The 26,855-nt window shown below is 71.6% G+C and carries 24 protein-coding genes; 3 read left to right on the top strand and 21 right to left on the bottom strand.

Going from position 1 to position 26,855, the window contains the following annotated elements:
• Positions 1 to 53: 53 nt before the first annotated feature.
• From AOP78_RS13735 to AOP78_RS13715, 5 genes are all read right to left on the bottom strand, one after another.
• Positions 54 to 1,094: an anaerobic ribonucleoside-triphosphate reductase activating protein gene (locus AOP78_RS13735; RefSeq protein WP_152659565.1), complete on the bottom strand. Its 1,041-nt coding sequence runs from the start codon at positions 1,092 to 1,094 to the stop codon at positions 54 to 56.
• Positions 1,095 to 1,246: 152 nt separating this feature from the next.
• Positions 1,247 to 2,812, bottom strand: coding sequence for a DUF7059 domain-containing protein (locus AOP78_RS13730; RefSeq protein ID WP_062205951.1), 1,566 nt, complete (start codon positions 2,810 to 2,812; stop codon positions 1,247 to 1,249).
• A gap of 157 nt (positions 2,813 to 2,969) precedes the next feature.
• Positions 2,970 to 4,316: a M20/M25/M40 family metallo-hydrolase gene (locus AOP78_RS13725; protein ID WP_062205948.1), complete on the bottom strand. Its 1,347-nt coding sequence runs from the start codon at positions 4,314 to 4,316 to the stop codon at positions 2,970 to 2,972.
• Positions 4,313 to 5,920, bottom strand: coding sequence for an MFS transporter (locus AOP78_RS13720; protein WP_083980210.1), 1,608 nt, complete (start codon positions 5,918 to 5,920; stop codon positions 4,313 to 4,315). Before AOP78_RS13720 ends, AOP78_RS13725 begins: the two co-directional genes overlap by 4 nt.
• A 311-nt stretch (positions 5,921 to 6,231) precedes the next feature.
• Positions 6,232 to 8,523 carry a sodium-translocating pyrophosphatase gene (locus AOP78_RS13715; protein WP_062205945.1) on the bottom strand — a complete coding sequence of 764 codons (2,292 nt, stop codon included), beginning with the start codon at positions 8,521 to 8,523 and terminating at the stop codon, positions 6,232 to 6,234.
• Positions 8,524 to 8,698: 175 nt separating this feature from the next.
• Here AOP78_RS13715 and AOP78_RS13710 point away from each other — a divergent pair, with 175 nt between their 5' ends.
• Together AOP78_RS13710 and AOP78_RS13705 are read left to right on the top strand one after the other, a co-directional pair.
• The gene (locus AOP78_RS13710; RefSeq protein WP_062205942.1) at positions 8,699 to 9,244 is read left to right on the top strand and encodes an RNA polymerase sigma factor; all 546 of its coding nucleotides are present in this window, start codon (positions 8,699 to 8,701) and stop codon (positions 9,242 to 9,244) included.
• 2 nt (positions 9,245 to 9,246) lie between these two features.
• Positions 9,247 to 11,124 carry a hypothetical protein gene (locus AOP78_RS13705; protein ID WP_062205939.1) on the top strand — a complete coding sequence of 626 codons (1,878 nt, stop codon included), beginning with the start codon at positions 9,247 to 9,249 and terminating at the stop codon, positions 11,122 to 11,124.
• Positions 11,125 to 11,143: 19 nt separating this feature from the next.
• On the opposite strand, the gene AOP78_RS13700 is transcribed toward AOP78_RS13705, so the two are convergent.
• From AOP78_RS13700 to AOP78_RS13675, 6 genes are all read right to left on the bottom strand, one after another.
• Complete coding sequence (locus AOP78_RS13700; RefSeq protein ID WP_083980208.1) at positions 11,144 to 12,472, bottom strand: ion channel protein; 1,329 nt, start codon at positions 12,470 to 12,472, stop codon at positions 11,144 to 11,146.
• Positions 12,473 to 12,605: 133 nt separating this feature from the next.
• A complete protein-coding gene (locus tag AOP78_RS13695; protein WP_062205936.1) occupies positions 12,606 to 12,953 on the bottom strand; it encodes an Rv3654c family TadE-like protein in 348 nt (115 codons plus the stop codon).
• Positions 12,950 to 13,279 (bottom strand): TadE/TadG family type IV pilus assembly protein, encoded by a 330-nt coding sequence (locus AOP78_RS13690; protein WP_062205933.1) that lies wholly within the window; start codon positions 13,277 to 13,279, stop codon positions 12,950 to 12,952. The genes AOP78_RS13695 and AOP78_RS13690 overlap by 4 nt, the downstream gene beginning before the upstream one ends.
• Positions 13,276 to 13,488, bottom strand: coding sequence for a DUF4244 domain-containing protein (locus AOP78_RS13685; RefSeq protein WP_062205929.1), 213 nt, complete (start codon positions 13,486 to 13,488; stop codon positions 13,276 to 13,278). Before AOP78_RS13685 ends, AOP78_RS13690 begins: the two co-directional genes overlap by 4 nt.
• A gap of 153 nt (positions 13,489 to 13,641) precedes the next feature.
• Entirely contained in the window at positions 13,642 to 14,556 is a 915-nt protein-coding gene (locus tag AOP78_RS13680) for a type II secretion system F family protein (RefSeq protein WP_062205926.1), read from the bottom strand.
• A gap of 29 nt (positions 14,557 to 14,585) precedes the next feature.
• On the bottom strand, positions 14,586 to 15,611 hold the full coding sequence (locus AOP78_RS13675) for a TadA family conjugal transfer-associated ATPase (RefSeq protein WP_062205923.1): 1,026 nt from the start codon (positions 15,609 to 15,611) through the stop codon (positions 14,586 to 14,588).
• Between the two features lie 263 nt (positions 15,612 to 15,874).
• On the opposite strand from AOP78_RS13675, the gene AOP78_RS13670 reads away from it, so the two are divergent.
• Positions 15,875 to 16,708 (top strand): HAD family hydrolase, encoded by an 834-nt coding sequence (locus tag AOP78_RS13670; protein WP_062205919.1) that lies wholly within the window; start codon positions 15,875 to 15,877, stop codon positions 16,706 to 16,708.
• Between the two features lie 15 nt (positions 16,709 to 16,723).
• Here AOP78_RS13670 and AOP78_RS13665 read toward each other — a convergent pair whose 3' ends face one another.
• The 10 genes from AOP78_RS13665 to AOP78_RS13620 all read right to left on the bottom strand — a co-directional run bounded on the left by AOP78_RS13665 (position 16,724) and on the right by AOP78_RS13620 (position 26,829).
• Complete coding sequence (locus AOP78_RS13665) at positions 16,724 to 17,545, bottom strand: HpcH/HpaI aldolase family protein (RefSeq protein WP_062205916.1); 822 nt, start codon at positions 17,543 to 17,545, stop codon at positions 16,724 to 16,726.
• A 57-nt stretch (positions 17,546 to 17,602) separates the two neighbouring features.
• Complete coding sequence (locus AOP78_RS13660) at positions 17,603 to 18,505, bottom strand: SMP-30/gluconolactonase/LRE family protein (RefSeq protein ID WP_062205913.1); 903 nt, start codon at positions 18,503 to 18,505, stop codon at positions 17,603 to 17,605.
• The gene (locus AOP78_RS13655) at positions 18,492 to 20,207 is read right to left on the bottom strand and encodes an IlvD/Edd family dehydratase (RefSeq protein ID WP_062205910.1); all 1,716 of its coding nucleotides are present in this window, start codon (positions 20,205 to 20,207) and stop codon (positions 18,492 to 18,494) included. Before AOP78_RS13655 ends, AOP78_RS13660 begins: the two co-directional genes overlap by 14 nt.
• Positions 20,208 to 20,289: 82 nt before the next feature.
• Positions 20,290 to 21,309 (bottom strand): zinc-dependent alcohol dehydrogenase, encoded by a 1,020-nt coding sequence (locus AOP78_RS13650; RefSeq protein WP_062205908.1) that lies wholly within the window; start codon positions 21,307 to 21,309, stop codon positions 20,290 to 20,292.
• Between the two features lie 11 nt (positions 21,310 to 21,320).
• Entirely contained in the window at positions 21,321 to 22,001 is a 681-nt protein-coding gene (locus AOP78_RS13645; RefSeq protein WP_062205905.1) for a cyclase family protein, read from the bottom strand.
• Positions 21,998 to 22,888, bottom strand: coding sequence for an arginase family protein (locus tag AOP78_RS13640; RefSeq protein ID WP_062205902.1), 891 nt, complete (start codon positions 22,886 to 22,888; stop codon positions 21,998 to 22,000). Before AOP78_RS13640 ends, AOP78_RS13645 begins: the two co-directional genes overlap by 4 nt.
• Before the next feature lie 28 nt (positions 22,889 to 22,916).
• Positions 22,917 to 23,267, bottom strand: coding sequence for an EthD family reductase (locus AOP78_RS13635; protein ID WP_062205899.1), 351 nt, complete (start codon positions 23,265 to 23,267; stop codon positions 22,917 to 22,919).
• Positions 23,268 to 23,288: 21 nt separating this feature from the next.
• A complete protein-coding gene (locus tag AOP78_RS13630) occupies positions 23,289 to 24,104 on the bottom strand; it encodes an ABC transporter ATP-binding protein (RefSeq protein WP_062205896.1) in 816 nt (271 codons plus the stop codon).
• A complete protein-coding gene (locus tag AOP78_RS13625) occupies positions 24,101 to 25,891 on the bottom strand; it encodes a dipeptide/oligopeptide/nickel ABC transporter permease/ATP-binding protein (protein ID WP_062205894.1) in 1,791 nt (596 codons plus the stop codon). The genes AOP78_RS13630 and AOP78_RS13625 overlap by 4 nt, the downstream gene beginning before the upstream one ends.
• Positions 25,888 to 26,829: an ABC transporter permease gene (locus AOP78_RS13620; protein WP_062205891.1), complete on the bottom strand. Its 942-nt coding sequence runs from the start codon at positions 26,827 to 26,829 to the stop codon at positions 25,888 to 25,890. Before AOP78_RS13620 ends, AOP78_RS13625 begins: the two co-directional genes overlap by 4 nt.
• Positions 26,830 to 26,855 lie beyond the last annotated feature (26 nt).

Genomic DNA, 26,855 nt, shown 5'->3' with positions numbered 1-26,855 from the left:
GCGGGCAGGCGCGCGGCCAGGTGGCGAGGTGGCGCGGGAGTGGAGACCGAACCTCAGTGGCGGACGAGGTCCGGGCGGACGTCGTCGGGCAGCACGTCCGCGAGGCACAGCGATCCGAGCGCCTCGGCATACAGCGGCTTCACGCCCTCAGCTCGGACCTGCTGGAGCACGGGCGACCGACCCGTGCGGCGCTCGATCTCCGCCACGGTCGCGAGCACGTCCTCCTGCGAGTGGGTGACGGGGTCGACGGTGAGCCGCACCTCGTAGTCGACGCCCGACTCGACGAGCATGTCGAGCGACGCGTAGGCGCGCCGGCCTCCCCCGCCGGTCCGGGTGATCGCGTCGTAGCCCTCGGGCGTCGCCTTGATGTCGAAGGCCACCCAGTCGGCCTGCGCGACCGCCTTCTCCAGGCGACCGGGGAACCCTCCCGCAGTCTGAAGCCCGACCTTGTATCCCATGTCGCGCACGATCCTCATCGCCTCGGGCAGCGCGCCCTGGCGGGTCGGCTCTCCGCCCGAGAACAGGACGGCGTCCATCTCGGGTCGCCGCGCGCGCAGCTCGTCCTCGACACGGGACCACGGGATGACCCCGCCCGCGCGCGCGTCCTGAAGCTCGGGGCTGAAGCAGTAGGTGCAGCGCCACGGGCAGCCCTGCAGCAGCACGGTCGCGGCCACATGCCCGGGCCAGTCCTCGGTGCCCGGCGCGGTGAGCGCGGCGATCGACAGGTACTTCGGGTCGAAGGTGCCCTCGACGCCGAGGAACGCCGCATCGGTCGAGTTGAGCTGAAGCCTGCCGGCCCGCGCGCGGGCCTGAGGGGTCGGGGGCAGCGGCGCGGGCGTGGCCTCCACGGGCGTCGGGGCCGCGGGCTCGGCGCCCCCGGTCACGGGCTCGGCCGCCATTTCGCCAGCCGGCTCCGCCACCGGCTCGGCCTCCTCGCGGGCCTTCGCGCACACCTCGTCGATCGTGAGATCGCCCGTGGCGACAGGACCGCTCCAGCCCGACGTGAACACGGGGCGGTGGAGCGGACGCTCGCGGACGGTGTCCTCCGGGACGTCGGAGCGGGACGGGGCTGAGGGCTGAGCGTCGAGCGTCATGGGGGACTCCTGGGCGACGGCGTCGGGGGACGCGGAGCGGGCAGCCTCGCGACACCTCGCCGCGAGATCGGTCGGACACCCGGCGCGAGGGCGCCCGGCCTCCCCATTCTCAGTCGGTGATGCGCCATCCACCTGGGCAGTCGGACCTATCTTCAGCCATCCCCCAGGGGCGTCAGGAAGCCGTCGATGACGAGCCCTCGGACCGCCTCCGTCAGTCCCGAGGCCATGGTCGCCGTGGGCACGTCGAGCAGCGCCGCGAGGGCCGCGGAGATCTGACCGGCCGCGAGCTCTCCGTCGCACGTCGACACGAAGCCCGCGAGCGCGGTGTCCGCGCGCACGGCCCGTCCGAGCCCGCCTCCCTGTCGGATGAGGATGTGCTCGGGCTCATGCTCGGTCGCCCGCCCGTACGTCTCCTTCGTGACGTCCGGGGCGACGAGGTAGCGCTCGGCGAGCAGCGCATCGTCCGTGCGCGCGGAGACCCAGTCGTGGACGGCCAGGGACGACGCGAGGGTCGCGCCGAGCGGCCCGGTCACCGCGCCCTCGTGCTCCTCGAGGCGGCGCAGGGTCGGCACCCCGGACGCGGGCCGCCGCAGCGTCACGACGCCGAAGCCGATCGCCTCGACGCCGCGCGCGTCGAAATCGGCGAGGTAGGCCTCGTAGGCGGCGCGGAAGCCCTCGGGATCGCGCTCGGGGGTGACCCCGGCGTCGCGCAGCCACGTCTCCGCGTACTCGGCGGCGTCGAGCATGTCGCGCTGGATGATCCACGCGTCGAGAGGGATCTCGGAGGCGTCGAGCCAGCCGCCGACCCGGTCCTCCCACGACGCGCCGCGCGGGATCTCCCAGTTGCCCAGGTGCTGCGCGACACCTCCGGGCGCGAGCACCGAGCCGACCTCGCGCATGAGCGCGCCGACGAGCCCGTCGCCGCCGACATGGCCGTCGCGGTACTCGAAGCTCGGGGTGCCGGGCGGGGTGATGACGAACGGCGGGTTGGACACGACCAGGTCGAACGCCTCGCCCTCGACCGGCTCGAGCATCGAGCCCAGGCGCAGGTCCCACGCGGCGGGCGGCGCGTTCAGCGCGCGGTTGAAGGCGGCGAACGCGAGCGCGCGGCGGCTGATGTCGGTCGCGACGATCTCGCGCGCGTGGGTCGACGCGTGCAGCGCCTGGATGCCGCAGCCCGTGCCGAGGTCGAGCACGCGGCCGACCTGGGTCCGCATCGTCGCGCCCGCGAGCGTGTTCGAGGCGCCCCCGATGCCGAGCACGTGGTCGTCGGCGAGGCGAGCACCGGTCACGACCTCGCCCTGATCCGACGCGACCCACCAGTTCGCGGTCGTCTCGCCGTCGGCGCCGGCCGCCGCCGTGGGGCGCAGGTCGACCAAGGCGCGCACCGCATCGTCCCGTCCCGCTCCGGCCGCGACGACCAGGCCCGACGCGACCGCGCGGTCCACGCCGAAGGCGCCCAACGCATCGTCCACGTCGGCGCGGGACACCGCGTCGCCGAGCATGAACAGCCTGGTCAGCGTGGCGATCGGCGCGGACCCCAGGGCGCGCGAGGCGAGCAGGCCCGGCACGATCTGCTCGCGCGCGAAGGCGCGGATGGCGCGATCGCCGAGGGCGTCGTTCACCGCGTCGACCGTCCAGGGCTCGAGCGCTGCGCGGAGGGCGTCGACATCCTCCGCGGCGAGGGTGACGGGGGTGCTGCGGTCGCTGGAGCTCACCCGCGCGAGCCTACCCGCGGGTCTTTCCTTCCCGCTCCCTGACAGTGTGAACCAATCTCAGGTCGACACGCCGCCCTAATGGCCCCGATCACGGCCCCCACGGGGTGTCGCCGCTCAGATTGGTTCGAACTGTCGGCGCGAGCGGAAGCCAGACCGCTCAGATCCCGCCGAGCAGCGCCCGGTAGAAGGCGACGCCGCGGCCGAGCGACTCGACCTCGACCTTCTCGTTGGGCCCGTGCACCGCCTTGCGCTGCGCCGCATCCATCCTGAGCGGCGCGAAGCGGTACGTCGCCGGGGCGATCCGCGCGACATGCCTGGCATCCGACGCGGCGAGCATCACGTAGGGCAGCGTCACGGCGTCCGGATACGACGCGGCGACCGACTCGCGCAGCAGCGTCCAGCGCTCGTCGGTGCCCGACGGGGACACGGGCGAGGGCTCGTACGCCTCGACGATCTCGAGCCGCACGCGTTCGTCCTTGATGACGCGCCGGATATGCGCGACCGCCTCGTCCACGGAGGAGCCGACGGCGACGCGCATGTTGATCATCGCCGAGGCGCTCGTCGCGAGGACGTTGTGGCCGGGGCTGCCCTGAAGCATCGTGATCGCGGCGGTCGTGCGGACCATCGCGGCCATCTCGGGGCTCACGCGCGGCAGCAGGCGGGTGAGCAGCGGACGTAGCGCGCCCGCGCGGGCGAGCACGCGACCGAGCGGCCCGGTCACCAGGGGCCCGACGGTCTCGAACATCTCGACCGACACGTCGTTCATGGACGACGGATGCGGGTGCGTCTCGATGCGGTGCAGCGCCCGCGCGAGGAGCCCGGGCGCGGACTCCTTCGGCGGCGTCGAGGCGTGGCCGCCACCGGACTCGACGACGAGTCTGAGCGACGTGATGCCCTTCTCGGACACGCCGATCACCGCGGCCTCGCTCTCGAGCCCGGGGAACGCGCCGAGCGTCACGGCGCCGCCCTCGTCGAGCACGAGCCACGGCGCGATGCCGCGCGACTCGAGCACCTTGGTCCCCTCGATCACGCAGCTGCCGTACGACTCCTCGTCGGCGCCCATCATGAGGTAGAGGTCCTGCGCGGGCGTCCAGCCCTCGGCGAGCAGCGACTCGACGGCCTCGAGCAGCACCACGAGCGCGCCCTTGTCGTCGAGCGTGCCGCGGCCGTAGACCCAGCCGTCATGGATGACGCCCGCGAACGGCGGGTGCTCCCAGCCCTCGGCCTCCCAGTCCTCAGGGATCGGGACGACGTCCTGGTGGGCCATGAGGACGACGGGGCGGTCCGAGGCGGCGCCCGGGATGGTGATGAGCAGGCCTGCGCGACCGATCTCCTCGACCTCGTGCCCGCACACGTGCGGGTAGAAGTCCTCGAGAGTGTCGTGGAACCTCAGGAAGATGTCGGCGAGCTCGGGGCTGTGCGGCCCGGCGTCCTGCGGGGTGACGGTCGGGATCTGCACGAGCGCGGACAGGCGCTGAGCGATGGCCTCGGCGTCGGGCGTCATGCCTGGTCCTCCGGGGAATCCGAGGGGGACGCGGGCGTGGCCGGGGACGATGCGGGGGCCGGAGACGATGCACGGGACGGGGACGATGCGGGGGCGGGGGACGTCCCGGCGCCGCCGCGCGTCTGGGAGACGACGACGTCGGAGCCGACGGCCTCGAGCGCGAGCGCGTCCGACGTTCCCTCGAGCCCCTGCGCCTCGGGGTCGGCGGCGGTGAACGCGACCTTCGGCACCGTCAGCAGCGCGCCGACCGCCACGAGCGCGGTGACACCGCAGATGGCCCACACGGTCTGATACCCGGACAGCGGTGCGGCGGTGGTCGAGTCGTCGGCCCCGGCGGCGAGCGCGATCGCGAAGATCGCCGACGCGAAGGCTCCGCCGAGCGTCTTCGTGGTGTTCGTGAGACCGGTCGCGACGCCCGTCTGGTGCGGGGGCGCCGCAGCCGCCGCGGTTGCCGGCAGCGCCGCCATGAGGCCTCCTGAGCCGAGGCCCGCGAAGACCATGAGCGCCGTCACGACCGCCGCGCCCGAATGGAACGGGACGAGCGCCAGATACCCGGTGGCGACCATGACCGACGCGCCGATGAGCACGAAGCGCGGAGCGAACGCCCGCGAGATCCGCGAGTACAGGCCCGCGCCGATCAGCAGCGAGAACACGTAGGCGCCGATCAGGTAGGAGCGGCTCGCGGAGTCCAGGCCGAGCCCGTAGCCGACCTCGGCGGGGTCGGTGCCCGCGAACGTCGACAGGGGTCCCTGCGCGCCGAGGATCGAGACGCCGAACAGCGCCGAGGTGAGCACCACGGGCCACACGGTCGGGCGCGAGATGAGGTGCATGTCGATGACCGGATCGTCCTTGCGCTTCTCGACGCGCACGAACCACCACATGAGGGCGAGGCCGATCGCGATCATCGCCCACACCCAGAGCGTGAAGCCGTTGACGCGCACGAGCGACAGCCCACCCGTGATCGACAGCAGCGACAGGGACAGCAGGACGGTTCCGGTCGAGTCGATCCGTCCGCCCGCGCGGTCGCCCGGGTCCTCGACCTTGAAGATCACCACGAGCAGGGCGATGGTGACGAGCGCCGCGGGCACGGCGAGGGTCACGTGCAGCGGCAGCACGCCGCCCAGCTGACCCGCGACGAGCGCACCGGCGATCGCGCCGCCCTCGAGCGCCATCACGATGAGACCCGCGCCCTTGCCCGTGAGCTCTGCGGTGTTGGGGTGCTTGCGGGCGCGCGCATGGATGATCGACACGTTCATGGGCAGCCACACCACGTAGAAGCCCTGGAAGGCCCACATGATCGTGAACAGCACGAAGTTGCCGGAGAACGCGATGCCCCACGATGCGAGCGCGGTGACGATGAGCGAGCCGATGAGGATCTTGCGGTGGCCGATCATGTCGCCCAGGCGGGCGAGCAGGGGCACGACGATCGCGCTCAGCAGCAGCTGCGCCGCCTCGAACCAGTTGATGTCGGCGTCGTGGATGCCGAGGTTGCGGGCGACGTCGGGAAGCAGGGGCGTGTAGAAGCCCTGGAGGACTCCGGACGTCGCCTCGACCACCACGAGGGCGCCGACGACTCCTGCGAGGGGTGCGCGTGAGCGGGACATGCGCGCATCCTCTCACCGCACCATTTCGGACGTGTGTCCAAACTTTGGGAATGTCGGAGGATCGGGACGCGCGAACCGGTCTCCCGCATCGTCCCGGCCCAGCATCGTCGTTCCCCACCCAGGCACTCCCCTGCTCCCGCAGCGCCGGGCTCCGACACTTTCTGACACAGGACCGCGAGTGCCTCAGGCGTGTCGCGCGCAACACGCCGGCGTACCGCCTCGCGTTGTGTCAGAGAGTGTCGATGCGAACCCGTGCGGAGCGGGACGATGCGTGGGTCAGGACGATGCGTGGGTCAGGACGATGCGGCGGTTCAGTCGGCCGCGACGGCCGCCTTGTCGGCCTCGTGCTCCACGTCGCCCGCGTGGGCGCGGCGTCCGGCTGCCATCACGGCGACCACCGCGAGCGCGGCCGCGACGAGCGCGATCCCCCACCGCATCCAGGGGTTCTCGCCGGAACCGTAGCTGAGCATCACGACGGCGGGAGCGATGAGCAGCGCGACGAGGTTCATGACCTTGATGAGCGGGTTGATCGCGGGACCCGCGGTGTCCTTGAAGGGGTCGCCGATCGTGTCGCCGATGACCGTCGCCTCGTGAGCGGGCGAGTACTTGCCGCCGTGGTGGCCGTCCTCGACGATCTTCTTCGCGTTGTCCCACGCGCCGCCCGAGTTCGCGAGGAACACGGCCATGAGCACGCCCGTGCCGATCGCGCCGGCCAGGAAGCCCGCGAGCGCGCCGACGCCGAGCCCGAAGCCCACGAAGATCGGCGCCATCGCTGCCAGCAACCCCGGCGTCGCGAGCTCGCGCAGCGAGTCGCGCGTGCAGATGTCCACGACGCGCCCGTACTCGGGGCGCTGCTGGCCGGTCATGATGCCCGGCATCTCGCGGAACTGGCGGCGGACCTCGAAGACGATCGCGGAGGCCGCCCGGGTCACCGCGTCGATCGCGAGGCCGGAGAACAGGAACACCGTCGCGCCGCCGATGATCACGCCCACGAGCGTCATGGGGCTGATGATCGCGAAGTCCACGGAGTCGGCCGCGGCCGCCGCCGAGGCCAGCGCCGTCTCGACCGCATCCGAGTACGAGCCGAAGAGCGCGGTCGCGGCGAGCACCGCGGTCGCGATCGCGATGCCCTTGGTGATGGCCTTGGTGGTGTTGCCGACGGCGTCGAGGTCGGTCAGGGTCTGCGCGGCCTCCTCGTCGACCTCGCCGGACATCTCGGCGATGCCCTGCGCGTTGTCGCTGACCGGGCCGAAGGTGTCCATGGCAACGATCACGCCGACCGTCGTGAGCAGCCCACAGCCGGCCAAGGACACGAGGAACAGCGCGAGCGGGATCGAGGATCCCGCGACGAAGAACAGGATGACGACGGCGCCGGCGATCACCGTCGCGGTGTAGACCGCCGATGTGAGCCCCAGCCCGATGCCCGACAGGACCACGGTCGCGGCACCGGTCAGGGACGTGCGGGCCACGCGCCTGGTCGGGGTCGCGGCGGTGTCGGTGAAGTAGCCGGTGAGCCACAGGATGAGGCCCGCGAGCCCGATGCCGACGAACACCGCGGTCGTGGCCATGAGCCGGGGGTCGCCCTCGAGGTCGCTCAGCCGAGACCCCGTCAGCTCACCGAACGAACCGGGCAGGTAGACGTACGCCGCGATCGCGGACAGCACCGCGCCGACCACGGCGGAGAGGTAGAAGCCTCGGTTGATCGCCTTGAGCCCCGACTCACCCTGGCGCACCCGGGTCAGGAAGATCCCGACCGTCGCGACGAGCGCGCCGACCGCCGTGATGATCAGCGGGAACACGAGCCCGTCCTCGCCGAAGGCCGCCTTGCCCAGGATGAGCGCGGCGACGAGCGTGACGGCGTAGGACTCGAAGAGGTCGGCCGCCATGCCGGCGCAGTCGCCGACGTTGTCGCCCACGTTGTCGGCGATGGTCGCGGCGTTGCGGGGGTCGTCCTCGGGGATGTGCTGCTCGACCTTGCCCACCAGGTCGGCGCCGACGTCGGCCGCCTTGGTGAAGATGCCGCCGCCCACGCGCATGAACATCGCGAGCAGCGCGGCGCCGAAGCCGAAGCCCTCGAGCACCGCGGGCGCGTCCTCGCGGAACAGGAACACGACGGCCGCGGCGCCAGCAAGCCCCTGACCCACGACGCCCATGCCGACGGCCCCGCCGGTGCGGAACGCGATCTTCGCACCCTTCGAACGCCCGTCGGGCTCGGTCGCCGCGGACGCGACGCGCACGTTCGCTCGCACCGCGAGCCACATGCCCATGTAGCCGATCGTCGCCGAGCAGCCCGCGCCGAGCAGGAAGAACAGCGAGCGTCCCACGCGCACGCCCGCGTCCCCCGGCAGCAGGAACAGCAGGGCGAACACGACCGCGGCGAACACGGCGAGCGTGCGCAGCTGCCGGTTGAGGTACGCGGACGCGCCCTCTTGGACCGCGCCCGCGATCTCCTGCATCTTCGGCGTGCCCTCGCGCGCCTTCAGCACCTGTTGTCGCAGCGTCCACGACAGCAGCAGGGCGGCGGCGGCGATCGCCCCGATCACGACCACGATGACAAGGCTTGACGTTCCGAGCTCGACGGCTTCGGCGGCGGCGAGGTGCATGACGCTCTCCTGGGGACTTCCCGCAGGAACTCCGTTGTCACCGCGGGGCCGGTATCCCGACTGTAGGGGAGGATGCCCCTAGGCGCATGCGTTGACGCGCGCCCCCAACGTTTTCGGCCCGGGACGCGTCACCATTGCGAGAGCACCTTCCGACAGCCATGCGAGGGGATCGACGATGACCGACTGGCGGAGCACGATGGAGCAGCTCGTGCGCGAGCGCGAGCGCGCCCTGTTGGGCTACGCCTACCTGGTCTGCGGCGATCCCGTGCAGTCGCAGGACCTCGTGCAGGACGCCTTGGTCAAGACGTTCTCCAAGCCTCGGCCGGGCCTGGAGATCGAGAAGGCCGAGGGATACGTACGACGCGCCATCACCACGGTCTTCATCGACCAGTACCGACGGGGCCAGCGGTGGCAGAAGGTCCGCCACCTCTTCCAGTCGGACGAGGTCGGGGAGGACGAGTTCGCCCCCATCGATGTCGGGGCGGAGGTGGACGTGGCGATCCGCTCCCTTCCACCACGGGTGCGGGCGTGCGTGGTCCTGAGGTACTTCGACGACCTCACCGTGCCGGCCATCGCGGCCGAGCTCGGGATCGCGGAGGGGACCGTGAAGCGGTACCTCAGCGATGGCCTGGACCATCTGGAAGGAACGTTGGGGGCTCTCGACGATGCGGAACGGCCGAGCGAGACCGTCGTGGTCTCCGGCCGGTCGGGAAGGAGCTGATCATGAGGCTTTCGGATTCCTTGCACGGCGCGGCTGACGACGCCCCCGTGGATGGCTTGCACGTCTCGGCGGTCGAGGCCGCGCGACGGGTGCAGCGACGCAGGACGATGCGGACCTCGGGTTTCACGGCCGCGGCCGTCCTCGGCGTCGGGCTGCTGGGGTTGGGTGCTGTGCAGATCGCGCCTCACCTGGGAGGGATGGCGTCCTCGGGCGCGGCCGACACGGCCGCGTCGGCAGATTCCGCGATCGCCGGCGACGAGTCGCTCGCGGAGTCGGACGCCTCCGGGACGATGCTCGCCGTGGGCGGGTGCGGATCGACGCTTGACGGGCTCGAGTACGGGACGCCGACGGTGTCGCTGTCCGGCTCCCTGGCATCCGACGCGGGCGAGTCGGGAGGCTCGCTCGGGTTCGAGGCCACCACCACCGCGCTCGAGGACGTGTCGCTCCAGACGGGGCGGCCGCTCACCTACGCCTACGTGCTGTGGGACGGGATCGTCGTCGGCACCTACCCCGGCCCCGACGATGCGTTCACCTCCGACCTGGTGGTCATCGAGCTCGCCGCGGGCGAGTCGACGACCGACTCGGCGTCGGTCGCGCTCGTGAACTGCTGGGACGGCGAGCCGCTGCCGGCCGGCGACTACGAGGTGGTGCTCGCCCAGGAGTACTGGGCCACCGGGCCCGTTCCCGAGCCGGACCTCTCGGCGAGCGGGTCAGCGACGCCCGAGGCGACGGCGACGACCTCGCCCGACACGAGCATCGTCCCTGGGGAGACGGATCCTAACGAGAAGGACTCCGAGGAGGGCGCCTCGACCGACCCGGTCGAGCCCACGCTCGAGCCCGACGACGCGGCGACCTCCGACGACGCCACGGCCTCGAGCGGGATCGCCGCCGACCAGGGCTTCCGCGTCGTGTCCGACGCGATGGCGTTCACGATCGCGGGCGACGCGGTCGCCGAGCCCTTCGCCGACTACCTCGGCACCGGCGACCCGACCGTCGAGCCGAGCGTGGCCTACGACGACCTGCTCACCCCCGACACCGCGCGGTCGCTCTACGAGGACGGTCTCGCCGGGGCGTGGGACATGGCGGCCGGGACCCAGCGCGTCGTCCTGACCAGCGACAGCGAGGACTCCGACAGCACCTTGTGGGAACGCTCCTGGTACGGCTGCTCGTACGACGGCGAGGAGTCGACCTTCCCCGCGAAGTCGGCCGAGATCGACCTGCTCGACGTGAGCGTCTCGATGCCATCGCCCGTCGAGGTCAGTTACGGGTGGGTCGTCGAGGGCAACCCCGAGGTCTCGGCTCAGGTGACGAACGTCTCCGACTGGACGCTGCCGTACTGGTCGGACGCGCAGCCGAACCTGCTGCTCGTGCAGGACGGCCGCGTCGTCGCGCAGGCCTACCCCGCGGACGTCAACCGGTACGACGAGACGTGGATGGCCGCGACGGACGCCGAGGAGGCGGCAGTGGCGACCGAGTCGGGCGACACCGCATCGTCCATCGAGATCATGCCCGTGTACTCCAGCGAGTACCTGGAGGCGGGCGCTTCCGTGGATGGCGACTACCTGTGGCGCGACGTCGACACCTGCGACTACACGTCGGCGCTGCGCGCGGGCACCTACACGGTGCTCGACCAGCGCTCGATCTACCTGGACTCCGGGACTTCGTACGGCTACGACGAGCCCGCCGTCGAAGACATGGTCGAGGAGACGTGGTCCGAGGATTCCACGGATAGCGGCTCGGGAGGCGGCTCGGACTCCGACGCGGGGGTGAGCGTCGGCTCCGCCGATGCGGTCGGGCCCGACGCCAGCGAGTACGACTACGACTGGCTCGAGCTGACGGTGTGGACCTCGCTCGGTGAGGTCCAGGTCACGACGCGCTGAAGGTCTGAGGCTCGCGCGGCTAGCCGCGTGCGGGATCCGCCTCAGCGGAGGCCTGCTCCTCGGGGTTCATGTACGACGCGTCGCGTTCGTCCATCGACTCGGGCTCGCCGTGACCGACGAGCATCTCGGGCGCGCGCGCGACGAGCAGCCATACGGGCAGCAGGGCGATCGTGAGGACCGAGACCACCGCCATCGAGCCCGCGAAGATCGCGGCCATGAACAGCGCGAGCCAGCCGTTGCGTCCGATCGCGAGCACGGCGCCGAGCACGCCCGCGGCGACCGCGAGCGAGATGGGCATGTCGGGCATGAGCGCGTAGCCGAAGAGTCCCGCCGCCGAGCCGATGAACACTGCCGGGAAGATGCGGCCGCCGCGGAAGCCGGCCGCGGCCGCGACGACGAGCGCGACCGTCTTGATCAGGGCGAGGCCGAGCAGCTGCCAGGCGCTGAACTCGTCGATCCGCGTGATCAGCTCGCCGGTCTCCGCCGCCCCCTTGAACAGGGTGAGCGGCCCGCCGAGCCAGCCGAGGAGCCCGAGGACCACGCCGCCGACGGTCGCGTACGCGACGGGGTGCTTGAGCCTGCGGAACAGGGCGTGAAGCGGGGGCATCGCGATCGAGGCCGCGAGCCCGAAGAACGCGGCGATCAGCGCGACCGCCGAGGCCGTGACGAGATCGATCAGCGTCGGGTCGGTGTAATGCGGCAGACCGAGGTGGAAGGACTGCGCGTGCAGCAGCTGCATTGTGATCGTCGCCGCGCCCGCCGCGATCAGCGGCCCGAAGAGGCGGTCCCACAGCAGTCCCCCGCGCTTGGCTGCCGCGACGAGCTCGGTCATGAGCAATGCGGCGGCCACGGGCGTGCCGAACATCGCGCCGAGCATGCCCGCGGCGGCGAGCATGAACGCGCCCTGCGGTCCGATCCTCGGCGCGATCTTGCCGAGCAGCCATACCGTCAGGGCGACGTCGATCGCGATGATCGGACTCTCGGGGCCGAGGCTCACGCCGCCGGCGAGCCCGAGGATCAGCACGATCGCGACGCCGGGCAGGGCGCTCAGCCGCAGGACGGGGGCGAACAGCTCGACGGTCGCGGAGTCGTGACCTCCGTTGCCGGGAATCTTCCAGATGAGGAGCCCGACGGCCGCGCCGATGACCGTGAGCACGACGAGGGCCCACCAACGGGCGTCCTCGGCGACGCCGAGCGCGGACGGGATGAGGTCCCAGAACACATGCTCGAACTCCTCGGCGACGATGTCGATACCCGCGAGGAGCAGGCCGGACAGCACGCCCACCAGGAGGGCGGGCCCGGACAGGGCCGCGAGCTGACGCGGGCTCGGATGCTCTGAGGTGGTCACCCTCGCGAGCCTAGAGCAACGCGTCGCCGGGTGCCGGGCCGTCGGCCCTGGTCGCCTGCGAGATGGACGATGCTCGGGCTCATGCGCCCAGGCGGGCGCGGCTCGCCTCGCGCTGAGGGAGGCACGAGGCGCTTCAGGGGGCGAAGGCGGGACCCGCGCGCGAGACCGCGCGCACCCCGAGCAGCCCCGCGTCGAGCTCAACCGTGACGGTCACGTCCCCGTCCGCGTCGGCGCTGCACCCGATCAGGTGCGCGCCGTTCGCCGCCGCCGCCTCGCCAGCGACCGCGCATCCGCTCCCCTCTCGGCGTTCAGCGAAGGCACCCTTGAGCGCGATGACATCGGCGATGGACTGCGCGCGAGCGTCGCGCGCCGCCTCCCCCGCGAGGCCCGCGACGGCGAGCGCGAGCGCGACACCCACCGCGACCAGCCCGACGACGAGCGGCACCGCGGAGCCCTCATCGCGCGGCGTCCTCCCGCTCACGGCGCGTCCGTAAGGGTCACGCTCGCGACAGCGTCGGGCAGCCAGCCTCCCGCAGGGACGGTCACCGTGATGACCACGCGACCGCCGCTGTCGGAGACCGAGACCGATGCGCCACCACCGACCGCACCGGCCGCCTCGGTCGCCGCCTGACCCGCGTCGCCCACGAGCACCGCGCGGGCGGCCGCTCCCGCGGCCTGCTGCGCCGCCACCTGGCTGGCTCCCCAGACCCCGGCGGACGCGACCGCGCCGAGCAGCATGACGACGGCGGGCATGGCGGCCGCCAGCTCGACGGCCGCCGACCCGTCGTCGCGACGGGAACCCCTCACCCCCCGAACGCTCCCCTGATGACACCGGCGAGCAGTTCGCGCACCTCGTCGGACCTCACGAGCACCGCGAGCACGCCCGCGAAGGCCGCCGCGGCGACCGTCACCATCGCGTACTCGACGGTGGCCATGCCGTCGTCTCTCCACCGCCCTCCCGTCGACTCCTCGGACGCCTGTTCCGGGGCTCCCGCCTGCACTTCGTCGCCAGCCATGTCGGCTCCTCTCTGTTGGCGCCTCCAGACTCGCCCGACGCGCGGGGGCCAACCCTGGCGAGATGAGAATCGGTGGATGCGCACGCGTCGCGCGAGGCCTGTGGAGACCGCACGACGCACTGGCGAGCGGACCACGCGGGCTCGCGCTTCTCATCAGCCGAGCCCCGCCCCGGACGCGACCGCCGCGAGCATCGGCACGACACCGACGAGCACGAAGGCGGGCAGGAGGCACAGCGACAACGGCAGCGCGACCTTCACGCCGAGCTCCGCCACGCGTCCCTCGCGTGCCGACGCCTCGGATCGCTCGAGCGCGACCCGGGCCGACCGCAGCGCGGGCCCGGGCGATCCGCCCGCGACCCAGCACCAGCGCAGGGCCTCGCGCAGCGGTTCGAGCCGCTCGGGCGCGCCCTCCCACGCGTCATCCCACCGCTCGCCGTCGGCGAGCCGGTCGGCGGCATCGAGCAACGCCGCGGACGCCTCGGGAGCCATGGACTCGAGCGCGCCACCCACGCCCGCGAGCGCCCCGCGGACGTCCACCCCAGCGCCGACGGCGACCTCCGTGAGCATGAGGGCGAACGGCACCGCCGCGTCCTCGGGCGTGGGCGGTGAGGTCGCTCGCCGCACCATCACGGTCAGCCACCGCCGCCCGGTGAGCGTCAGCAAGAGCCCCCCGGCCAGGCATGACAGCCCGAAGGGGCCGCCAACGAGCCACCCCACGGCCCCGGGGTCGATGATCGCTGCGAACACCACACCCACGACCGGCAGGAACCCGAGGATCCGCGCCGAGAGCCGAGCCCCGGCGGCCCCGGCCTCCGCTCGGGCGACCGCATCCTCGGAGTCGGCGAGCCGCTCGGCGAGCGCCTCGACCGTGGGAGCGAGCGGGCAGCCGGCGGTGTGGGCCAGGAGCGCCGCGGCCGCGAGCTCGCGGCTTGCGCCTCCCGGCACCCCGTCGGGTCCAGGTGCGCCGAGCCCGGCCGCGGCCCAGGCGGTCGCCGGGGGCGCACCCGCCCGCAGCAGGCCGGCCGCGGTCGCGAGCGCGGGCGCGCTCGCCTGGACCGGTGCCGCCACGCTCCACGGCGGAGGCGCGCCGCGCCGCCTCACGCCCCGCCCCCGGGGGTCGCGGCGGGACCACGCTCGCGCGCCGGCTCGCGCACGGAGGCGGTCCCCACGACGAGCCGCCCGTCGTCGAGCACGAGCCGCGTCACCTCGACCACCCGCCGCACCCCGTCCTTGCCTCTCTCCAGGTGGATCACCGCATCGAAGGCCGCGGCGGCGTGAAGGGCGACGGCGTCGGCCCCCATGCCCGCGAGCGCGCCCAGCGCGGTGAGGCGCGCGGGCACGTCCGCGGCGGAGTTGGCGTGCATGGTCACGAGCCCGCCGCGATGCCCGGTGTTGAAGGCGAGCAGGACCTCGCGCAGCTCGGCCCCGCGGCACTCGCCGAGGACCACGCGATCGGGTCGCATCCTGAGCGCCTCGCGCACGAGGGCGGACAGCGGCACGGCTCCCGCACCATCGACGTTGGCCCGCCTCTCGACGAGCCGCACCACGTGGGGATGGTCCGGAGCGACCTCGCCCGCCTCCTCGATCACGACGATGCGCTCGGTCGGGGCCGCGAGCGACAGCAGCGCGGTCAGCAGGGTCGTCTTGCCCGAACCCGTGGCCCCTGAGATGAGCAGCGACGCCCGCGCTCGCACGAGGGCTCTCAACTCTGCCATGCCGGAGTCGGAGACCATGCCGGTCGCGATCAGCTCGCGGGGGTCGAGCGCTCCCGCTCGCAGGCGCCGGATCGACAGCGCCGCGCAGCCGTCCGCGACGGGAGGAAGCACTGCGTGGAGGCGCGACCCGTCCGGCAGCCGCCCGTCCACGCACGGCGCCGCATCGTCCAGGCGCCGTCCCGCGAGCGACGCGAGCCGCACCGCGAGATCCCGGACCGCCCGGGGCGTCGCGAGGCCGGCCCGTATCCCGAGGTCCGCGCGCTCGAGGCCCTCGCCGCGATCCACCCACACATCGGCGGGCCCGTTGACGAGCACGTCCGTCACCCCGGGAAGCGCGAGCAGCGGCCCAAGAGCGCCCGCCCAGCCGGGCGAGTCGTCCGGCAACGAGGGATCGGGAACGGCGGGCACGAGGCAAGGCTTCCCGACCACGCCCGGGCAATGCATCGTCCAGGAATGATCGGTGGAGAACCCGGCCTCGGCATCGTCCGGTGGACGACGCCCGGGGACTGCGCCCCCTGCGAGGCCACCGGGACCAAGGCTCTCGCCACCCATCGGACCCTGCCCGTACGCTTATTCGTGGGCGGGCCCGCCCGGAGGGATGTGGACACCCCGCCGGTCGGGCCCGTTCGCCTCCGTCCCGGATACGCTGTGTGCATCGAAGGAGGCTTCCCATGGCCGGTAGATACCGCTCCAAGCACGCACCGCGGACGCCCGTGCGCACGGCCGCGTTCTTCGACCTGGACAAGACGATCATCGCGACAAGCTCGTCGTCAGCGTTCGGCCGGTCATTCCTGTCCGAGGGCCTCCTCACCAGGACCGATGCCGTGAGAGCCGCCTACGCGCAGCTGCTGTTCCAGATCGGCGGCGCCGACGAGCGTCAGACCAGCCGTCTGCGCGACGCGCTGAGCGAGCTCATCGCCGGGTGGGAGGTCGCAAAGGTCCGCAGCATCGTCGAGGAGACCGTCCACGCGCACATCGACCCGGTGGTCTACGCCGAGGCGCTCGACCTCATCCGCCGCCATCAGCTCAACGGCCGCGACGTCATCATCGTGAGCGCGTCCGTCGAGGACGTGGTGCAGCCCATCGCCGACCTGCTCGGCGCCGACGGGATCCTCGCCTCGACGCTCGAGGTGGCCGACGGCAAGTACACGGGCGGCATCACGAGCTACATGTACGGGCAGGCGAAGGCGGACGCGATCAAGGAGCTCGCGGATCGGCGCGGATACCACCTGCCCGGCAGTTACGCGTACTCGGACTCGATCACCGACGTTCCGATGCTCTCCGCGGTCGGCCATGGCTTCGCGGTCAACCCCGACCGCGCGCTGCGCCGCGCCGCGATCGACAACGGCTGGGGCATGCTGCGCTTCCACAAGCCCGTCGCCCTCAGGGACGATGCGGCGCAGAAGTCCGTGCTCCTCACCCTGGTCGTCGTCGCGGCGAGCGTGTGCGTCGGCGCGTGGATGTATCGCGCGGCCAGGCGCGCCGTCGAGCCCGACGAGGACTGAGCTCCCTCACCAACCTCAGTAGGGTCGCGCCGGCTCCGCCGCGTCGGTGCCTCCGCCGCGCACCTGCAGGAGCGCCTCGATGCCCGCGTCCATGAGAAGGCCCGTGTCCTGCGCGATCGTGAGCATCGTCGCGCCACGCTCGGCCCAATGCTGGGCCATCTCGGGATCTGAGCAGTGAAGACCAGCGGCGATTCCCGCTTCGCGGCAGGCGGTCACGATGCGCTGGATCAATGCCTCTAGATCGGGGTCCTCGCGGTACGTGCTGCGGCCGTAGCCGCACGCAAGCGCGAGGTCGTTGGGCCCGATGTAGACGCCGTCGAGTCCGGGCGTCGCGACGATCTCCTCGAGCGCGTCGACACCGTTCGCGGTCTCGATCATCACGAGGCACAGTGCCTGGGCGTCCTGCTCCGCAGGGGGCAGCGCGCCATCCGAGCGCACGTAGCCCCACATGGGGCCCCAGCTGCGCTTGCCTGTCGACGGGAAGCGGCACGCAGAGACGGCCGCGGCCGCCTCCTCCGCGCTGTTGACCATGGGCACGACCACCCCGACGGCACCAGTGTCGAGCGCGCGCATGATCGACGCCGGCTCGTTCCACGGCACGCGGACGACGGGGGCACGGCCCGCAGCCCGCATCGCCTGCAGCATGCCCGGCAGCTCCGAGAAGGTAGCCACCCCGTGCTGCAGGTCGATGCACACATAGTCATACGGCAGTCCCGCGACCAGCTCCGCGACCGACAGGTCCGGAATGGAACTCCAGATCCCGTACGCCGCCTCGAGATCCCAGGCTGCGCGCAGCGCCTCAGCGTTGCGCGCGACGATCCCGTGATTCGGTCCCATCGATGTCTCCTCTCGTCGTCCTTCTCTGCCGCGCGACGGCCGTCCGCGGCGCCGCGCTCATCCGTCGAGAGCGACGGGCTCCCACTGCGCGACGCTCGCGCCGGGCACGTCGACGGCGGCGCTGAGCACTGCTCCCGCATGCTCCGAGTGCTCGTGTCCCGACACCCGCTTGCCGGCTGTCGTCACCACAAGCGTCTGCATCGCATCGCCGGCGAAGGCGCAGCTGGTGGTCAGGGGCGCCCCGGTGCGGAGCGTGTCGACCTGGCGGCCCGTCGGATCGAACCGTCTCAGCTCGCCTGCCCCCCAGAACGCCACCCAGAAGTGGCCCTCAACGTCGACCGCGAGGCCGTCAGGAAGCGCGTCCGGCGTGGACACGACCACGTGTCGGGCCCCGGTTCGCCCCGTCGCCGCGTCGTAGTCTCGCGCGTAGACGCAGTTCCTGAAGGTGTCGACCGTGTACATCGTGCCGCCGTCCGGGCTCCAGGCGATCCCGTTGGCGAGGGACACGTCGTCGTCGAGCACCGTGAGGCTGCCGTCGGGCTCGAGCCGCCAGAAGCACTCCTGCCCTGGCTCCCCGTCGAGGGCGAGGCTTCCCACCACGAACCGACCCGCCGGATCGCAGCAGCCATCGTTCAGGCGGCTCGGTGTACGCGCGGGGATCACCTCGACAGCACCCCTCACCGTGCCATCCGAGGTGCGGTGCTCGAGATGCTTCGCCCGGGCGAGCAGCAGCCCGCCGTCAGCAGCAGGCGCGGCGGCGCCCAGAGTCCCCGCGACCTCGACCGCACGCACCGGGGCCCCGGCGACTCCCCCCTCGAATGCGGCCGTCCAGAGATGACCGCGGTCGATGTCCACCCACAGCACCCGCCCGTTCGGCGCGTCCCAGACCGGCCCCTCGCCGAGCGCGCAGCTGACATCGGCGAGGATCTGCACGTCGACCGCGCCCTCAGTGGGACTCACGGGAGACCTCCGATCCGCTCGAGCCGACCAGGAAGTCGAGATCCGCTCCGGTGTCGGCCTGCAGGACGTGGTCCACGTACAGACGTTCCCAGCCTCGCCGAGGCGCCGCATACGCGGCCGCCGCCTCCGGGCTCGACGGGCGCGCCTCGAGCTCAGCCTCCGGAACGTCGAGTGTCAGCGTGCGCGCCTCGACATCCAGTTCGATCCAATCGCCATCGCGCACGAGCGCCAGCGGCCCGCCGGCAGCCGCCTCGGGGGCGACGTGCAGGATCACGGTGCCGTACGCGGTGCCGCTCATGCGCCCATCGCAGACCCTCACGACATCGCGCACTCCGGCGGCGAGAAGCTTCTTCGGCAGGGGCATGTTGGAGACCTCGGGCATACCCGGGTAGCCCTTCGGACCGCAGCCCCTCAGCACCATCACAGACTCGGCGTCGATGTCCAGATCGGGATCGTCGACCCTGGCGTGAAAGTCCTCGATGGACTCGAACACGACCGCTCTTCCACGGTGCTTGAGTAGATGGGGAGACGCTGCGGCGGGCTTGATCACCGCGCCGGCGGGTGCGAGATTGCCTCGCAGCACCGCGACGCCGCCCTCGTCGAGGAGAGGCGCCTCACGCCTGCGGATGACCTCCTCGTCCCAGATCGCCGCGTCGTCGAGGTAGTCGACGAGCGGTCGGCCCGTCACGGTCATCGCCGACGGATCGAGCAGGTCGCGCACCTCGCGGAGCACCGCAAGCAGCCCGCCCGCGCGGTACAGGTCGTCCATCAGGAACCGCCCCGCCGGCGCCAGGTCCACCAGCAGCGGGACGCGCGAGCCGATGCGGTCGAAGTCTTCGAGCGTGAGGTCGATGCCGAGCCGCCCAGCGATCGCAAGCAGGTGCACGACCGCGTTCGTCGAGCCGCCGATCGCGCCGAGCGCGACGATCGCGTTGTGGAACGAGGCCTTCGTGAGGACCTCGCTTGGCCGACGCGCGGACGCGACGAGATCGACAGCCAACCCACCCGCCGCATGGGAGGCCTCGAGGAGGCGAGCGTCAGGCGCGGGGGTCCCAGCCGTGCCAGGGATCACCATGCCGAGCGCCTCCGCGAGCAGGCCCATGGTCGAGGCGGTGCCCATCGTGTTGCAATGGCCCTTGCTGCGGATGGTGGCGGACTCGCTCGTCACGAAGTCCTCCTGGCTCAGCGTGCCAGCACGGACCTCTTCGGAGAGCCTCCACACATCAGTGCCACAGCCGAGCGGCCGCCCACGGAACGTGCCTGTGAGCATCGGGCCGCCGGGGATCACGACCGCAGGAATGTCGACGGAGGCGGCCGCCATGAGCAGCGACGGGATCGTCTTGTCGCAGCCCCCGAGCAGCACGACACCGTCGATCGGATTGGCGCGCAGCATCTCCTCGGTCGCCATCGCAGCCATGTTGCGCCACAGCATCGCGGTAGGACGGACCTGCGTCTCGCCCAGGGAGACCACGGGGAGCTCCAACGGAATGCCGCCCGCCTCGTAGACGCCATCGCGCACCGACTTCGCGACCTCGGTGAGATGCATGTTGCACGGCGTCAGGTCGGACGCGGTGTTCGCGATCGCGATCTGCGGGCGGCCCTCGAACGCGCTGGAGGGCACTCCACGCCGCATCCAGGCACGATGGATGTAGGCGTTCCTGTCATCACCCGAGTACCAGGCATCGCTTCGTAGCGTGGTCATACGTCATCCAATTCCTTGCGTGCTTCTACGCGAAGGCGGGGACACGTTCATCGTGCCACCGGTCGCGTCGGAGCCCCTGCTTCTACAGCCGTTGCGGGTCGACGTGGATCTTCGGTCCAGCGCCCGCGCCGTCGGGCCGCTCCCCGTGGAGCACGGCCGCGACGTCGTCAAGTCCCACCGTGGCCGCCACGAGCGGACGCGGGTCGACCGCGCCGGAGGCGTAGAGATCCGCAGTGCCCTCGAGCCCTCCCGAAGCCGACAGCACCCCCACAGCCGTCACGTCGTTGAGCGCGATGGTGCGCGTGTCCAACACGCTCGGTGTGCCTGCCAGGCCCACGAACACCAGCCTGCCTCCTGGCTCGACGAGGCTTGCGGCCAATGCGGGCGCACCTGCGTCGTTGGACGCGTCGACCACGGCGTCGAAGAGAGGCTGCTCCGCGAGGGCGTCCGCATGGAACACGTGCGCGAAGCCCAGGCTTCGTGCGAAGGCGGCCGATCGCTCGGAGCGTGCGAGGAAGTGCACCTCGGCGAGCTCGGCGCGCGCCATCTGGCCGACGAGAAGCCCGATCGCGCCCGCGCCGATGACGAGCAGTCTCGAGCCCGGGCTCAGGTTCGCGCCCCGGACGGAGCGGAGCGCGTTGCCGCCCGGCTCCACCAGTGCGCCGAGAGTGTCGTCGACCGCATCCGACAGCGGGACCAGGCTCGTCTCGGGAACCATGAGGTACTCCGCGAGCGCGCCGGGCCAGCCGTTGCGGATACCGATCTCACTGCGTCGCTCGCACAGGTGCTGCCGCCCCGAGCGGCACCGCGCGCACTCGCGGCAGCCAAGCATGGTGTCACCTGTGACGCGCCGACCCAGCCACGTCTCCTCGACCCCGGCACCGATCTGAGTCACCTCGCCGCACCACTCGTGGCCGATCCGGATCGGGTACCTTGCGTGACCGGAGTCCAGGTATGCCATGTGCCCCGAGAAGAACTCGCTGTCGGTGCCGCACACGCCTACGCGGGCCACCCGGACGACGACCGTCCCCGGCTCCGCGACGGGCGTGGCGACCTCCTGCACCTCGCCTCGGCCCGGCGCCGTGATCACGAAGGCGCGCATCGTCCCCGCGCTCACTCCCCAGGACCGCTCTGAACCGCTGCGAAGGCCCGCACCGGGAACGAGCCCACACCCTTGACCGCCGCCGGCACCGCGAAGAAGCGCGCGCCGGTCTCCGGAAGCGCGGCGAGGCCGCGGAGGTTCTCCACGATCGGGAGACCCGCTGCCAGGAGCGTCGAGTGCGCGGGACGGGTGGGCAGAGGGCCGTCCTCGACATCGTCGATAAGCACCGCATCGATGCCGACGAGCGTGACCCCGGCCTCGACCAGCATCGCTGCCGCGGCACCCCCGAGGAAGGGCGAGCCGACCACATACTCCGGCGTCGCCCAGCGCGCGTCCCAACCGGTCCTGATGAGGACCGCGGCACCCGCGAGCTCGAGCCCCGCGAAGTCCTCGGGGAGCAGCTCGCGCCGTCCGTCGGCGGGCGCGGAGACCACGACGAGCGGCAGATCGAAGGTCTTCTCGAGCGGGATGCTCGCGACGTCGCCGCCCTCGGGCAGGAAGTGACGAGGGGCGTCCATGTACGTCGACGAGCCGCCGATCAGGCGGATGTCGTCGATGGCGAAGACGATGCCGTCGGCGGCCATCTCCTTCGAATCCTCGAAGGAGATGAAGTGGTTCATCGTGGGGGTCGGGAAGCCCGGGTAGGTCTCCACGCCCTCCTCGAGCGCGTGGCTCAGGTCGACCAGCGTCATCGGGTCGCTCCGATCATCGGGAAGCCGTCGAGCAGACCGAGCAGATGCATCACCTGGCGCGGGAAGAACTCGGCGATCGTCAGACCGACGACCTCTGCCGCCCCTTCGAGGTCCGCGACCACCCGCTGCACCTGCGCGACCGTGAGACCGTCGGGCTCCTTGCCCAAGCCGAGGATGACCTCGTTCGCGTCGACGGTGTCGACGTCGAGGTGGATCGCGACCTTCGAGCAGCCCGTGGCCTTGAGCCATGAGAGCAGCCCCTCCGAGGAGGTGCGCAGGTCCTCCGGGGAGAACGACGCCAAGCCCCACTGGGAGACGTGAGGGATGTCGTCCTCCTCCCACACGTGGAGTCCCGCGAGCGCGACCCTGGACGATGCGAAGGTGCCGGGAAGCTGGCCCGTCACCTCGGAGTCGCCCTTGCCCAGCAGCGAGGTGACCGCCATGGCGTGGTAGCCGGGGTACTCGCTGTCAGGGGTTCCGACGTCGGGATGCGAGTCGATCCAGACAAGGGCGACGTCGTCGCCGTACTTCGCCGCGAGGTGCGCGAACGGGGCGACCGAGACGGAGCACTCGCCGCCGAGGGTCAGCACGCGCGCGGGGTCGTGCTCGGCGATGACGTCGAGCGCTTGGCCGAGCTGGCCGACGACGGCGGTCTTGGCGTCGACGCCGTCGCGCATCTCGAGACCCTCGTCGCCGAGCGAGACCGGCGCCTTCGCGGTCGGGCCGGCGTGTGCGGGCAGCACGGCCTCGAGGATCGCCGAGCCGACGGAGTAGCCGCGACGCGCGACCTCGTAGGGGAACTCGTCGGCGAGCGGGCGGACGCTGGCCTCCGCGGCGCCCTGCCACTGGGGCCAGACGAGTCGGAGCGTGGTGGAGCTGTCAGTCATGCGAACCTCCCGGGTCCTGATCGTCTCGTCAGTCGTCGGCGCGGTCGAAGCGCTGCGTGAACTCGACGGGCATCCACAGCACGTCGTCCCACGACATGAACGTGGGGGTGTCGGCGTCGGTCGCGAGGCCTTCGGCCGAGGCGTAGCCGGCTTTGGCGTCCGCTGCGGTCTCGAACGTGTAGAGCGACAGCGCGTCGTAGTCGAGCGAGCTTCCGGGCTCACCCCAGCCGTCCTTGTCGTCGTGCACGACGGCCTGCTGGTACGACACCAGCCCGGGCATCTTGGACGCGAGCGCGTAGTGCGTGTCGCGGTAGTGCTCCCGGAACTCCTCGACGGAAAGCTCAGGCAGGCGCTTGGTGAGGAACATGAGGGTGTACATACGTGTCCTTTCGGCTACAGGTCAGGCCGCGGCGCGGCGCGCGCGCTGGGCCACCGGATCGGGGATGGGTGACGCTGCGAGGAGGCGCTTCGTGTACTCCTCCTGCGGATCGGTCACGACCCGCTCGGCAGCGCCTCGCTCGACGATGCGGCCACGGTTGACGACGACGATCTCGTCGCTCATGTGCCGCACCACATCGAGGTCGTGCGTGATGAAGAGGTAGGAGACGCCCGTCTGCTCCTGGATGTCGAGCAGCAGATCGATCACGCGCGCCTGCGTGGACAGGTCGAGCGCGCTCGTCGCCTCATCGCACACCACGAGCCGCGGATCGCGCGCCATGGCGCGGGCGATCGCGATGCGCTGACGCTGACCGCCCGAGAACTCGCGCGGCAGGCGTGACAGCGAGTCCTTGGGCAGCGCGACCAGGTCGAGCAGACCGGCGATGCGCGTGCGGGCGTCGGACATGGACATCCCGCCGGCCACGAGCGGCTCCGCGAGGATCGACTCGATCGTCAGCGCCGGATTGAGTGACGAGTACGGGTCCTGGAAGACGACCTGCAGCTCGGAGCTCAGCGCCCTGCGCTGGCGCGGCATCGGACGGGTGATGTCGCGACCGTCGAAAGTGATCGTGCCCCCCGCGATCGGCGCGAGGCCGAGGATCGCGCGGCCCAGCGTCGACTTGCCCGAGCCCGACTCTCCGACCACGCCGAGAGTGCGGCCCTGAGGCACCTCGATCGACATGCCGTCGACCGCGACGAAGGGCTTCTTGCCCCAACGCCTCGAGCCGAACTCGACGCGCAGGTCGGTCACCTGCAGGAGGATCTCGGGACGGGTCATCGCTCTTCTCCTTCCGTGGCGGGAGTCTCGCTTGCGCTCCCTGCGGGCGCGCGGTCACCGACTCGCGACCTCGGCTCGCTGCCCGACAGCGTCGAGCCGAGCAGCTCCTTCGTGTACGGGTGCTGCGGGTCGGCGAACAGCTCGAAGACGTCCGCCGTCTCGATGATCTCCCCGTCCTTCATCACAGCGACGCGATCGCAGATGTCGGCGACGACGCCCAGGTTGTGGGTCACGAGGATCACGCCGAGGTCGCGGGCCTCCTGGAGCCTTCTGAGCAAGGCGAGCACCTCGGCCTGGACCGTGACGTCGAGCGCCGTGGTGGGCTCGTCGGCGACGATGTACTCGGGGTTGCACGACACCGCGATCGCGATGAGGACGCGCTGAGCCATGCCTCCCGAGATCTCGTGCGGGTACGCCGCGAGCGTGCGGTCGGGGTCGTTGATGCCGACCTGCTCCAGCAGGTCGCGGGCGCGAGCCTTCGCGTCGGCCCTGCTCACCTTCTCGTGCGCGCGGATCGTCTCGACGATCTGGGCGCCGACGGTGTAGGCCGGGTCCAGGTTGCTCATGGGGTCCTGAGGGATGTAGGCGATGCGGGTCGCCCGGACCTTGTCGAACGCGCGGCGGCCGACCTTGAGCAGGTCGACCTCCTCGAGCTGCACGCGGTCAGCGGTGCGCACGGCGTCCGACGGGAGCAGGCCCAGCACCGCGAACGCGGACTGCGACTTGCCCGAGCCGGACTCGCCGACGATCCCCAGGCACTCGCCGCGCTTGACCTCGAGCGAGACCCCGTGGACGACCTCCTTGAGGCCATCGGCGACCGGGTACGCCACTCGAAGGTTCTCGACGACGAGCCTCGACTCGACCGCCTCGCTCGCGGGGCGCTGGGCGTCCTTGACGAGCACTGCCTTGCGGGCGCCCTTCGCCGCCTTCGAGGACGCGCCCGAACCGGTGCGGTTGAGCACGTCGGAGATGCCCGAGCCGAGCAGCGCGAGCGCCGCGACGGTGATGCCGATCGCGAGGCCCGGCCACAGGACCAGCTGGGGCGCCATCGAGTTGTTCCGGTAGGCGTCGTTGACCATCGAGCCCCAGGAAGGGACCAGCGGATCGCCGATGCCGAGGAAGCCCAGGCCCGACTGGACGATGATCGCGACGCCCGCGGTCAGGGAGGCCTGGATCAGGATCGGCGTGATGACCACCGCGAGGATGTGCTTGAACGTGATGCGGAATCCGCTGAGGCCCGCGACCTTCGCGGCGTCGATGTAAAGCTCGCCCCGCACCGACACCACGGTGGCGCGGGTGAGGCGGAAGAATCCGGGAGCCATGAGCACGCCGAGGGCGATCATGGTCGGGGGCATCGACGTGCCGAAGGCGGCGACGACCACGAGGAGCGCGACGATGCCGGGGATCGACATCAGCACGTCGGAGATCCATGACCCGACCGCGTCGACAGCGCCCTGACGGTAGCCGGCGACCAGGCCGGTCGGCACCCCGAGAACGATCGCGGTCACCGTGGCGATGAGGCCGGCAAGAAGGCTGAGCCTGGCGCCCCAGAGCAGGCGCGAGAGGACGTCGCGACCCGAGCCATCACCGCCGAGCAGGTGCTCCGGGCTGCGAGGCGCCAGCACCGAGGCGAGATCGGAGACGTTGGGGTCATACGGGCTCAGGAGCGGCGCGAGGATCGCGAGCACGATGATCGCGATCAGCACGAGGCCGGAGCCGATGACGAGCGGCTTGCGGAGGATGGCCTTGGCGAGGCCACCGGACGAGGAGGAGGGGGATGCGCTCATCGGACACGCGCCTTCGGGTTGATGACGCCCTGGATCAGGTCCAGCGCGAGGTTGACGACGACGACGATCAGGACGGTCACGAGCATGACTCCCATGACGACGGGCACGTCGCCGAGGGTCGTGGCGTCGATCGCGAGCGCGCCGAGACCCGGCAGCGCGAAGATGTTCTCGACGATGATCGCGCCACCGAGCAGCCCGATGAACTGCACGGAGATGACGGTGAGCGCGGCGGGGGCGGCGTTGCGCAGGGTGTGCGCGAGCAGGATGCGGCGCGAGCCGATCCCGCGGCTCGTGAGCGCGCGGACGAAATCGCGGCGCTCGACGTCGATGACGGAGTTGCGGACCTGCTGGGCGATCGCCGCCGCGACGCCCGCGGCGAGAGCGAGGACCGGGAGGGTCACGGTCGAGAGCCAGCCGCCGATCGACTCGGACGGCTTGATGTAGCCGAGCGCGGGGAACCATCCGAGCTGGAGCCCGAATGTCGTCGACAGCAGAGTCGCGAACCAGAAGGCGGGGAGCGCGAAGCCCACGATCACGACGACCTGGAGGAGCACGTCCACCCAGCCACGGAAGCGGGCGGCGGCGACGCCGAGCGCGATCCCGATCACTGCGGAGACGATGATCGCGAGGATCGCGAGGCCCAGGGTCACGGGGACGCGGGCTGCGAGGGTCTCGGCGACGGGCTGGCGGTTCGACCACGAGGTGCCGAGGTCACCGTGGAGCGCTGCGGTGACCCAGCTGGCGAACTGCTCGCCGACCGGGCGATCGAGGCCGAGCTCGGCCTCGCGCGCGGCGATCTGCTCGGCGGTCGCGGTCTCCCCGAGCATGGTCGTGACGGGGTCGCTGTTCGCTCCGTAGAGCATGAAGAACGTGAGGGTCGAGACGACGGCGACGAGGATCGCGGCCGTGACGAGCTTGACGAGGGTGTAGCGGAGCACGGGAACCTCCGAGAGTTCCTGTACCC

This window comes from Demequina salsinemoris (assembly GCF_000974805.1).
In the GTDB taxonomy this organism is placed as follows: domain Bacteria; phylum Actinomycetota; class Actinomycetes; order Actinomycetales; family Demequinaceae; genus Demequina; species Demequina salsinemoris.
The sequence above is the reverse complement of the archived record's forward strand: the minus strand, read 5'-3'. Positions and strand labels throughout refer to the sequence as shown.